This window comes from Arthrobacter sp. AFG20 (assembly GCF_002892795.1).
GTDB lineage: Bacteria > Actinomycetota > Actinomycetes > Actinomycetales > Micrococcaceae > Arthrobacter.
On the sequence record NZ_PJMC01000004.1, the window covers coordinates 355,303 to 365,760 of the forward strand.

11 protein-coding genes are annotated in these 10,458 nt (G+C 61.9%); 5 read left to right on the plus strand and 6 right to left on the minus strand.

Translation table 11 applies throughout. The features are described from left to right. Position 1: 1 nt before the first annotated feature. Positions 2-241: a hypothetical protein gene (locus CXZ05_RS07000; protein WP_102971881.1), complete on the minus strand. Its 240-nt coding sequence runs from the start codon at positions 239-241 to the stop codon at positions 2-4. Beyond that, a complete protein-coding gene (locus tag CXZ05_RS07005) occupies positions 238-978 on the minus strand; it encodes a hypothetical protein (RefSeq protein WP_102971882.1) in 741 nt (246 codons plus the stop codon). Before CXZ05_RS07005 ends, CXZ05_RS07000 begins: the two co-directional genes overlap by 4 nt. A gap of 444 nt (positions 979-1,422) precedes the next feature. Here CXZ05_RS07005 and CXZ05_RS07010 point away from each other — a divergent pair, with 444 nt between their 5' ends. Then, on the plus strand, positions 1,423-2,019 hold the full coding sequence (locus CXZ05_RS07010) for a dihydrofolate reductase family protein (RefSeq protein WP_102971883.1): 597 nt from the start codon (positions 1,423-1,425) through the stop codon (positions 2,017-2,019). 248 nt (positions 2,020-2,267) lie between these two features. Further along, positions 2,268-2,822 carry a hypothetical protein gene (locus CXZ05_RS07015; RefSeq protein WP_102971884.1) on the plus strand — a complete coding sequence of 185 codons (555 nt, stop codon included), beginning with the start codon at positions 2,268-2,270 and terminating at the stop codon, positions 2,820-2,822. A gap of 727 nt (positions 2,823-3,549) precedes the next feature. Here the strand turns inward: CXZ05_RS07015 and rox are convergent. Further along, positions 3,550-4,992, minus strand: coding sequence for a rifampin monooxygenase (gene rox, locus CXZ05_RS07020; RefSeq protein ID WP_102971885.1), 1,443 nt, complete (start codon positions 4,990-4,992; stop codon positions 3,550-3,552). Between the two features lie 136 nt (positions 4,993-5,128). Next, entirely contained in the window at positions 5,129-5,722 is a 594-nt protein-coding gene (locus CXZ05_RS07025) for a hypothetical protein (protein ID WP_146033072.1), read from the minus strand. Positions 5,723-5,819: 97 nt separating this feature from the next. Here CXZ05_RS07025 and CXZ05_RS07030 point away from each other — a divergent pair, with 97 nt between their 5' ends. Further along, on the plus strand, positions 5,820-6,317 hold the full coding sequence (locus tag CXZ05_RS07030; RefSeq protein ID WP_102971887.1) for a DUF2975 domain-containing protein: 498 nt from the start codon (positions 5,820-5,822) through the stop codon (positions 6,315-6,317). Beyond that, positions 6,317-6,553, plus strand: coding sequence for a helix-turn-helix transcriptional regulator (locus CXZ05_RS07035; RefSeq protein WP_102971888.1), 237 nt, complete (start codon positions 6,317-6,319; stop codon positions 6,551-6,553). The genes CXZ05_RS07030 and CXZ05_RS07035 overlap by 1 nt, the downstream gene beginning before the upstream one ends. A gap of 192 nt (positions 6,554-6,745) precedes the next feature. Here the strand turns inward: CXZ05_RS07035 and CXZ05_RS07040 are convergent, their stop codons facing one another. Then, positions 6,746-7,204, minus strand: a complete 459-nt coding sequence (locus CXZ05_RS07040; RefSeq protein ID WP_102971889.1) for a hypothetical protein — start codon at positions 7,202-7,204, stop codon at positions 6,746-6,748. Positions 7,205-7,926: 722 nt separating this feature from the next. Between CXZ05_RS07040 and CXZ05_RS07045 the strand changes: the two genes are divergently transcribed. Further along, positions 7,927-9,321 (plus strand): restriction endonuclease, encoded by a 1,395-nt coding sequence (locus tag CXZ05_RS07045; protein ID WP_102971890.1) that lies wholly within the window; start codon positions 7,927-7,929, stop codon positions 9,319-9,321. Between the two features lie 465 nt (positions 9,322-9,786). Here CXZ05_RS07045 and CXZ05_RS07050 read toward each other — a convergent pair whose 3' ends face one another. Continuing rightward, complete coding sequence (locus CXZ05_RS07050; protein ID WP_180987312.1) at positions 9,787-10,314, minus strand: DUF2199 domain-containing protein; 528 nt, start codon at positions 10,312-10,314, stop codon at positions 9,787-9,789. Positions 10,315-10,458: the final 144 nt, after the last annotated feature.

Sequence of the window (10,458 nt, forward strand, 5' to 3'; positions counted from 1 at the left end):
GTTACAGGTCGTCCGGCGCGTGGACATCGTGCAGGTGGTGAAGCAGTGCCTGCCCAGGATTCTCTGGGTGCAATGCGGTGTGCCGCAGCAGTGACGCCCGGATATGGGGTTCGAGGTCCGTCTGGGAGAGGACTTCACCGATGAGGCGCCTGAGCTGAAACTGCAGGAGACCTTCCCGCACTGGTGGGGCGAACGGGGCGGCGGCTTCGCGGTCCACAACCGCCATCCCGCGCGTGTTCACGCGATCACCGGAACGATGCCAGTGACCAGTGTGCCGAGGCGCGCCGCAACGTCCAGTTCCAGGCCGGTCTCTGCGAAAACGAGGTGGTCACCGCTGATGACGAGGACGTGGCCTGCCGTCGTTCCTTCCAGCCACAGGGCATCGCCGACGTCCGTTTGATCAAGCTGCTGCGAATGCATGAGTTCTCCGTCCACATGCAACGCAATTGCTCCGCCGTCGCTCACCGAGCAGGTGCAGGTGTCCCGCGCGGGAACAGATCGCCGTACGATCTCGCCATAGCTGCCAGTCAATGACATCTGGAACCCATGGCTGAGCAGGGCTGAAACCAAGGCCGACGTCATCTCACCACCGGGCGCTCCGAAGACCAGACTCGGTGTCAGGGTGTAGGCGAGCACGGGAATGCTCCTTTCGCCGTCTGCGCCTCCGGCTAAAACGAGACGCGCACCGACTGACGTCAGATCGCCGTCAAAGCCGGCCGACTGATGCAACCTTAGGGCGGGTTCCTGACACTGCAGGTGATAGACAGCCGGATCGAAGGTGAGGGACACCATGCCCTCCAGATCGTGGCTTTCGGTGATGTCGACAGTCAGGGATACGGCAGCGCCTGGACCCAGTGGAAGCCGGCAGGCAGCGCAGCGGCTGGCCATTGCCATGACTGTATCGATGTACTGGGCAGTGTCCCTGCCCTTGAAGGTTTCCAGTCGTGTGTCCCAAGCGACATTGCTGGTGATGGGCATTTCCGCAGTCCGATCCGTGACGCCGCATCAGTGACGCGGCCGCGAGGCGGCCTTCACGTCCTAAAACGGGAGTTGGCCGCCGGGCTGCTCTGCTGAACCCGGCAAACTGATTGGAAGGAGTTACGGTCTAACTCCCCAGCCAGATGCCGACAGCTTGGCACCGCCACCTTAGGGAATCCCCTCGGGACCCTATGGAGCTGACCGGTGGCTCCACCGACGTAGTCCCCCCCCGCCGCTGTGGCCGGGACACGTTGGGTTCGGATGCCAAACCACTGCTCCCTTGGGATCTTCCAAGGAACTCCATGCTTCTTCCAAGGACGGCGTCGGAGACTTGGATCGGCCGGCGGCGGTGGTCTTACATCCACCCTCCGGTGACGGGGTTCCTGCCTAGCCCAGTCTGCTGCCGGCCGCCAAATGGACCGCGGAGTCGTCTAGGATTCGTGTATGCGCCGGACTGTTGTCAACAACATCGTCTCCCTGGACGGGTTCTACGCCGACCAGAGCGGGAACCCGACGGTGCTGAACATGGATGAGGCTTTCGACGCCTACAACCTTGAACGGCTGCGGTCGGCGGGAACGGTGCTGCTGGGCCGGACATCCTTTGAAGGATTCGGCGCCTACTGGCCGGCCATTGCTGACGCTGCCGAGGACCCCGACAACCGCGCGCTGAGTCCGGACAACCGGGAAACCAGCCGCCTCTACAACCGGGTAGCGAAAGTGGTGGTGTCGGACTCCCTGAATGTCCCTGCGGACCACCCCTGGGCGGCCACCACGATTATCCGACGGGACGAAGTGGGGACGTGGCTGGAACAGGAAAAACTCAAGGGGACTGGAGACATCCTGATCTTCGCCAGCCGCGTTATGTGGAACGGCCTGCTGGTCCAGGGGCTCATCGACGAACTGCATCTGACCGTCAGTCCGGGCGCCCTCACCGCAGGCCTGCCCTTGTTCCTCCAGCCTGCAAACCTTTCCCTGCTGGACGTCCGGGCGTTCCCGGGATCGGGCAACGCCCTACTGCGGTACCGCCCGGCGTTGACCTAAACACAACCGCCGTCGTCGGACTTAAATTGCGGAAATAGGTGCTCACAGCAAAATTCGGGCGTACTATATGAAAGTACCGGATCCAAGGGAAAAGCCTTAAAACGAATCCGGCCCCCAGGTCTCCCGTAGCTTACGGGAGCCTTTTTTAATTTCGCGGCAAATGGCTGACTCAGCCTGCCAATGCAACGGGATTGGCCAGCGTTGCCCGCCCACAAAAATGAATTTGCAGAAGACTGCAGGAGCAAGAAATGACCACAACTCCGATGATCCGTAGCCGCCATTCTTTCGCCGCCCGGTTCGCGATGATTTCGACAGTTTCCTTGGGTCTGCTCGCCGGCCCCATCGCCCTGGCCGCACCAGCTACGGCATCGAACGATCATTCCAGAAAAGCTGATTGCACCGTCACGGCGCTGGACCCGTATGCAAAGGACCATGGGCGGAACGCCATGAGCCGCGATAACCGCAAGGACCGTGATGTACGGGTTGCGTTCGCGTTCAAGATTCACTGCGACAAGGACGCCGATGTTCGTTATAACCAGAAGATGTTCCAGGTGCATGACCGCCATGACACCGAGAAAATCGGGGATGCCTGGGACACTGTCTCGGTTTCAGGCCACCACGACAAGATCGTCAATGTGGAGAAGGTAACCGCTGACCGGGGCGAGCACTTCGTCAAGGTCTACCACACTGTTCGGATCAATGTGGAGGACAAGGACCATCGCGGCCACGGGAATGGGAACGGCTCGTCCGATTTCAGCCGGAGTGACACCGTCAAGATCTGGGTCAATAACAACCACAAGTAGGAGTCCGAGGCCTTTACCGCTGACTGACTAGCGACTGGGAGGACGACGGCGGCACCGCAAGTGCCGCCGTCGTCCTCGGTCCCCAATACTTCACAATCAACAGCCTCATCAAAGCGTCGGGACGGAGGGGCCCAAAGGCGCCTCTGGACGTAGCCTCCTAAGCCATCCACTCGTGCCGGGTGCCGCTCCATGAGGGAGCGGTGCCCGGCTTTATGCAAATCCCGGGGGCAATATTGCGACAAGGCTGGCTGGGTGCTTCTGCGCGGATAAAACCATAACGAATTCGGTGCATTTTCTTCTTTATACGCCATCAACGTAGAACTCGTTCGTGCCTAATTTCGGATTGACGGCGAACCGCACGCTGATAAGTGATTATCACTGCAGCAAAAAGAACGTTCCTGTATTGGCCGCTCCAATGCTTGGTCAGATACACCACCGGGCACATGTCGTGCTCACTTGCAACCGATGCTCTTCAAACACAGAAAGTGGCGGTCTTCGCTCGCCCGGCGGAGGCCGCTTCTGTGGTTCAACAGCACAGCTGGGTTCTCCTTGCCTTTGCACTCAGGAGCACCAACATCGTCCATCCAAGGGACTCCATCCTTCTTCCAAGGACCGCGGCGGAGACTTGAACCGGCCGGCAGCGGACAGTCCTGCCTAGCTGTCCGCTGCCGGCCGCATACTGCGGTACCGCCCGGCGTCGGCCTAAAGCCGACCGCCGTCGTCGGACTTAATCGTCTTCACTGCCCTTCGACGCGGCCCCGAACCATTTTTCCAGCTGGGGGAGCAGCTCGTCCTGGTCTTCGCCGATCCATGCGACGTGGCCGTCCGGCCGAAGCAGGACCGCGGGCGCGTCCAGTTCCCCGCTGACGTCCGCGACGTGGTCGATCCGGTCCGCCCATCCTGTTACGGAGAGCCTGCCGGTCTGGTCCAGCAGGAGCCCGCGGCCTTCGCGGGTGAGCTCGTAGAGACGGCCCCGCGACAGGGGAATGTCGCGCAGCCGCCTGCCGAGCAGCCCGGGTCCTTCGCCGAAGTCGTACCGGACCCCGATCGAGGCAATCCTTTCGGCGAGGAACCGGCTGACGTCGTCGAACTCCATCAGCTCGGCCAGCAGGCGGCGGACTGCCTGGGGGCCGGGCTCGGGGGAGATCAGTTCGCTCTGGGCCCGGGTGATGGTCAGCACGCCTTCGGCAACCGGGTGGCGCTCGATGAAGTAAGTGTCCAGCAGCCCTGGCGGTGCCCAGCCGTTGATTTCGGCGGCGAGCTTCCAGCCGAGGTTGAACGAGTCCTGGATGCCGAGGTTCAAGCCCTGCCCTCCCAGTGGCGGATGGACGTGCGCCGCGTCGCCGGCGAGGAATACCCGGCCCGCGCGGTACTGCTCGGCCAGCCGGGTGGCGTCGGTGAAGCGGGTTATCCAGCGCGGTGAATGGACGCCAAAGTCGGTGCCGGCGTGGGCCCGCAGCTGGGTCCGGAGCTCCTCCAGGGTCGGCGGGACCGAGCGGTCCTCGGCCACCGTCGCCGCAGGCACCACGGCACGGAACAGCCCGTTTCCGGCCGGGCCGACGCCGAACCCCCTGTGCGTCTTGCGGACCTCGTCCACAATCTGGCTTAGCTCGCTCGGCGGCGTGGTCACCTCCAGCTCGCTGTGGATCCATTCGTTCGTGGCGGGGTCGCCCGGGAAGCCGATGCCGAGCTGCCTGCGCACCAGGCTGCGTCCGCCGTCGCAGCCGACCAGCCAGCGCGAGCGTTCTTGTGTGCCGTCAGCAAGTTCGACGGTCACACCGTCGTCGTCCTGCTCGAAGCCCGCCACCTCGCAGCCGCGGCGGACCTGCGCACCGAGTTCGACGGCGCGCTCCGCCAGCAGGCGGTCGGTGACCGGCTGCTGGATGCCGAGGATGTAGCCGTGTGCGGTGTCCAGGTCCGCCGGCAGGGGTTTGTCGATCCCGGCGAAGCGGCCGACCCCCGGGTACTGCTGCCCCAGTGCGAGGAAGCGGTCCAGCAGGCCGCGCTGGTCCATGATCTCGATGCTGCGCGGATGCAGGCCCAGCGAGCGGACCGCGTTGGTCGGCTCAGCGTCCTTCTCCAGCACGAGCACGTCCACGCCGTGCAGCCGCAACTCGCTGGCCAGCATCATCCCCGTCGGCCCGCCACCGCTAATGATCACGTCAAACATGTGAAACCCCAATCCAAAATTTCGCCGCGGCCAACCATTCTGGTTGAGGGTAGGGGCCTTGCGGCAAGCCCCCTGGCGGGCTATATCCTGAAAGTGGCAAGGAGATTGACTCTCCTTGCCTTTCGCATGTGGGTGTTCAACCGCATGTGACCTCGTGCGCGCGTGGCCAGACGGGATCGATCCCGCCCATGAGTCGAAGGGTGCCGCTGCCAGCCTCCCAGCGCAGCTGATAGGAGCCGTCGGCGACTGGCTCGTAGCCGTCGTCGGTGGTCCAGGTGCTTGCCCGCGTCCCGATTCCGATGGGGCCGACCGCATACACTGCACCGCTGCCGGCGAAGAGGAAAGAATACTCGCGCACGACGGCGCGGCAGCCGTTCGGCCCTGCCGGTTCCAGCACGTGGTAGGTGGCACTCAAGTCACCCAGCGCTCCGGTCAGGCTGCTCAATCCGACGCCGAAGACCACCAGCCGGTGCAGCAGGGCAGTGAACGCGTTTCGGCGCGGCCTGCTCCCTCCTCCAGCCGCGCGACGGCTGATCAGGAGCAGTGCCAGCGAGGCTACGAGCAGCATGCCGCTAACGGCCCAGCCAGGCAGCACGCCGCCCGGAGTCACCAGTACCAGGCCGCCCAAATTTGCTACCGCTGTCACGGCAGCGAGCAGCAGGCAACAGGTAGCTGCCCTGCGCAGCAGCGGCGCGTTCACTTGGCCTGAAATTCTTTCCCCAGTCTTCATCGGCTGTCAGTCTAGCTTCGAAGGCTTTCAGGGGCGCGGACGGCTGACAACGGCACGTCATATTGACTTTCGATAGAAAAAAACAGAATATGACGTTATGTCTATCGTTAGTCGATTTGTCCTCCCGCTTCGGGTCCTGCTGGTAATGGTGTTCCTCGGACTGCTGGTTGCCCAGGTCATGTCGTTTCCTGGTGAGTTTCTCTTCACCACCGAGGAGGGGCCCAGGATGGATCCCTGGCGGTGGCCGATGCTGCTGTTCTGGGAACTGGAAGCCGTATGCCTGCAGGTTGTGATCGTGTGCATCTGGCGGTTGCTGACCCTGGTCCAGCGCGACCGGATCTTCACCGCGGCCTCGCTGCGGTGGGTGGACGTGATCATGTGGGCGTTCGTGGTGGCGTGGCTGGTGCTGGCGTCGATGGCCGGTTCCCTCGTCGCGTACATCTACTTCACCCCCGAGCTGCGCGACCCCGGGCTGCCAATGGTGTTGATTGGCGTCACGCTGATCGGAGCGGTGCTGGTGCTGCTGATCGCGGTGATGCGGGATCTGCTGCGGCAGGCGACGTCACTGCGGACGGACATGGAAGGGGTGATCTGATGGCGATTGTGGTGCGCATCGACGTCGAACTGGCCAAACGCAAGATGAGCGTGGGGGAGTTCGCCGAGCGGGTCGGGATCACCCCGGCCAACGTGGCGGTGCTGAAGAACGGCCGGGCCAAGGCGGTCCGTTTCAGCACCCTGGACGCGATGTGCCGGGTCCTCGGCTGCCAGGCGGGCGACCTGCTCGAGTGGGTCGACGACGATGCCGCCGGCGAGTCGGTGGAGAAGGCATGAGGTGGCTGGTCTCGCTCCTCGTCGCGGCGCTCGGCGCGGCAGTATTCGTGCTCGGCTGAGCCGATGATTCTTCAGGTCTGTAGGGCATCGGGGCGCTGCTTGTTGCCGGCGCCACCACCCTCCTCGTCCGGGCGGTGTGACTACGCGGCCGGTAGGTGGTCTCGTATGCCTAGGGATATGCGGTTATGGGACTTATGCGTACGTCAGAATCATCCTGACTGACGAAACGGTGAAGGTGCTGGTGCTAGGGTCAGCCTTGACAATGAATTTCTCGGCACTACCTTGCTCGATGGCCGCAATGAAATCCGGGGCGTTGTCGTTGTTGACACACATGGTGCGTGAAGAGATTGGTTCGGAGGACGGGTTAAAGAAGCCAGGCCCCTCCTGACCCTTCGGAGCGAGCGTAAGCCCCTCACCCAGGTCCAATAGGTCACCAGTGAAGCGGAAAGTGAAGCAGGCTTCGACAAGCGCGCCCGATGGTATCTTCTTAGCTTTCAGTGCAAGCGAGTTGCTCCCGGTTACATGAGGATCGCCGCTCAGCTGTAGTTTCTGCTCATGCTGCGTGGGGGCCCCGACGGCCGGAACGGCAGCAAAGGCCGCTAGTCCGAGGGCGAGTCCGGTGACGACCACCGCCCTGAGTCGATAAAACATTTCGCATCTCCTTCCGAATTTTCCCCCCGTGAACTCCTGAAGGTTACTGCTGCCGCCGCACGAAAGATATATAGGCCGCGTTGACTTCCAGGTTGCGCTGTCACAGAGCACCCCGTGAACTCAGACCTCTATCCTGGTCTGGCCTGAAGCCGCGGAGAACGTCGCCACCCCTCTGGCCAAGGGCGTGCAGTCCCGGACCATGGGAGACCTCGCGCGTGGCAACCGACTGCGCGTCCAGGTTGTGCATGATCGCCGGAGCGTATTGGTGAGGTTCAGGCGCAGGTGTGCAGCCAGGTCAGGCGCGGTCCCGTCGTCCACGTGTGCGGGAAAAGCCCGGAGGATTCTCAATAGGTTTTGTCAAGGACAATCGATGGTCTCGGCCTGCCCGTTGCCGGCACCCAAGGTGAGATTGAGCTGTCCATAGTTGGGGGCGATCCGGGATATCCATGGCTGAATTTATTGGGAGCCGTTGGGGTAGCTCCCTCGGCGGGGTAGCGGTGGATAACCCAGCGGGGATTGTCCCCGGCTGTGGTCAGCGCACGCTTCTACCGCGCACTTGGAGCCTTGACCTGTGGGGCTAGTCTTTGAGCAACCGATGGGCAGTCGGAGGACCAGTTTGTTCGGGCATTAGCTTTTGCCGTGCCCATGATGCTCCTATAGGCGTCAAATTGCAGCGGAAGTCTCAAGCTGTAAGTGACGTGGGGTGAAAGTATGCTCTCTCCATGACTAGCCAATTCCGTTCGTCGCGGCATACGAAAGAAATTCTCGTCTATGACTGGCGGGATGCCGAAGAATTAGCCGCATGGTACATGCGTGGAACCCTCGAATTGGAAGCAGTCGCGCTGACCCGCAGCGGAGCCGATGGTGGGATTGACGTCCGCTCCGCCACGGCCGCCGCCCAAGTGAAACATTACGCCTCACCGGTCGGTGCCCCTGAAATCCAAAAGGCAAAGGGCGCGAGCCACGGCTCAGAACATGCCTTGTTTTTCGCTCTCTCTGGCTTCACAAAACAAGCCATCGAATACGCCTCGACTGCGGGCGTTGCTCTCTTTAGCTACACGATCTATGGCGATGTCACACCGCGAAATGCCCCCGCCCGGATGCTGTTGGAAACAGCACCTCAGAACGCGGCACGAATAGCCGAAGCGAAAGCAGCGCAGGCAACTAAGGAGGCTCTGGAGAAAGCCGCCCAGGCAACTAAGGAGGCTCTGGAGAAAGCCGCCCAGTCCGCCCGGGAACGGCAGAAAACCCTCGAGCAACTCCATCAAGCGGCAAGCACGCTGGCAGTCCGATCACAACATGGTGAGGCGATAGTGCTGGAATTATTGAGGGCCGCCGGCGAATTGGAAGTGCGCGTCCAGCAGCAAGACGTGGTGGGTGACGCAACGTTCGAGTTCATCATGGTTGAGTACTCGTCCTACTACAGAACGGAACGCCAGCCTAAGGGGGCACGATGGGAGACAGCCCAGAGACTTGTCCAGATTCTGGAGTGGGCACGCGAGGGCAGATGGTTTTCGTGGAAAGGCGTTAACGTCAGGTATTCCCCCGCCGTTATTGAACGCGCTGCCGAAGAATTCCTGGCGCTGTACAAAGAGGTCACCGGCCTTGAACGCCTACGTGAACTGCTCCCCCATGAATGGGCCGCGACACTTTGCGATTGGGAACTGCGGGAAGCGCAAATCAGCGCCCTGGTAGACGAAGCCGCCTTCACGGACGAAGAGGCTATTCCTGATACAGCTGAGATGGCAAGACGGGTAGCTGCCGGTCTGGGAACGATAGCCGACGATTCCGTGACCCTCCATTCGCGCTGGCGCCATGAAGCCCGCGGCCCTCGCGACGACGAGGCCTGTGATCTGGTTGCCCGGCTCAATCCCCTTGGTCTGACCGAAGATCGTTGCTTGAGACGCCTATACAGTACTGGTTCTAGGTCAGCATTCTTGTCTGGTTCGGATCAACGCTTTCCCCTCGCGAGCAAACCAGCTGACGTCGAGATGCTCCGCGAGACTGTCAATGATACCGGCCCCCGGAATGCCGTCCGAGGTGACCACGAAGTGTTCCCGGCGCCACTTCAACGGCTCAAGCAGGTCAGATACGAGATGGACCTCGCGGAGCTCTAGCACCCGTACCGCCTGCGGGCCGTCCCTGCCGGGAAACTTGGGTCCCCTTTCGGTGCGCCCGGGGGCTGGCCGTGGGTGAGGACCCTGGTCCTAGGCTGTGTACATTCGCCGGTCCCGGCGGTGACATGCCCGCGTGTGGTGTCCTGGCGTTTGTGTGCAGCCGGTCAGGTGGGTCCCGTCGTGCACATGGGTGCCGGGAAAAGCCCGGAGGATTCTCAATAGGTTTTGTCAAGGACAATTGATGGCCTTTGCTGGCCGTAACTGGCACTCAAGGTGAGGTTGAGCTGTCCACAGTTGGGGCCAATCCGGGTTATCCACGGCTGGTTTTTCTGGGAGCCGTTGGGGTAGCTCCCTCGGCGGCCGTAGCGGTGGATAACCCATTTTGGATTGTCCCCGGCTGTGGGCAGCGGAGACGACCCACTACGGACCTCCTGGATGGGGCTTGGCAGCTATTGAGTTGCAGCCCTATCCCATCACTGCGTTGTTGATTTCGGCCAGGCGGTGCAGGGATATTCCCGTTTCCTGCTCCTTAACCAACGGGTGGTCCACCGACGGGTCGAGTTGAATATAGGGAACCACCCCTGGGTCCCTATTGTGCACATGCGTCGGAATCGAGATCGTTGAGTGGTCGTAGGGCAGCTCGTTGCACAACCAGCCGAACACTGGGGGCAATGAGGCGCGTGCGGGGTCGTCCCAGTGGTCGGCAATTTTCTGCATGCTTTCTTGGCTTAGCGAGACCCAAGCAGACCAGCTAAAGACATCGCCAGGCACGTCAATGACGGGGATCTCAACGTGACCTCTCAGGAAATAATGCTGTTCGCCTTTGATTTCAATGACGCACATGTCGGCGGTCAGTTCGCCGGCTTGACGTTCGCTTGCAGTAGCGAGCACCCAAGGATCCGGAGCTTGGGCCCCAAAAACCGTCGCCAACCCTCGATGCTGTTGCCCGCAAGTTCCGCATTCCCACCGAATGTTGTCGCGCTTGCCGTCCACCGGTTCCCCTTCCAGCTCTTACTTCGTTGGCCTCCCGAAGCCTACTGGGACTGTCCGATTTTCGGTGGATCCACGGTTGGCATTTAGTTGATTCTTCCGTCGAAGCTGATGGCGAAGGCGTTCAGGGCCGGCTTCCATCGTGTG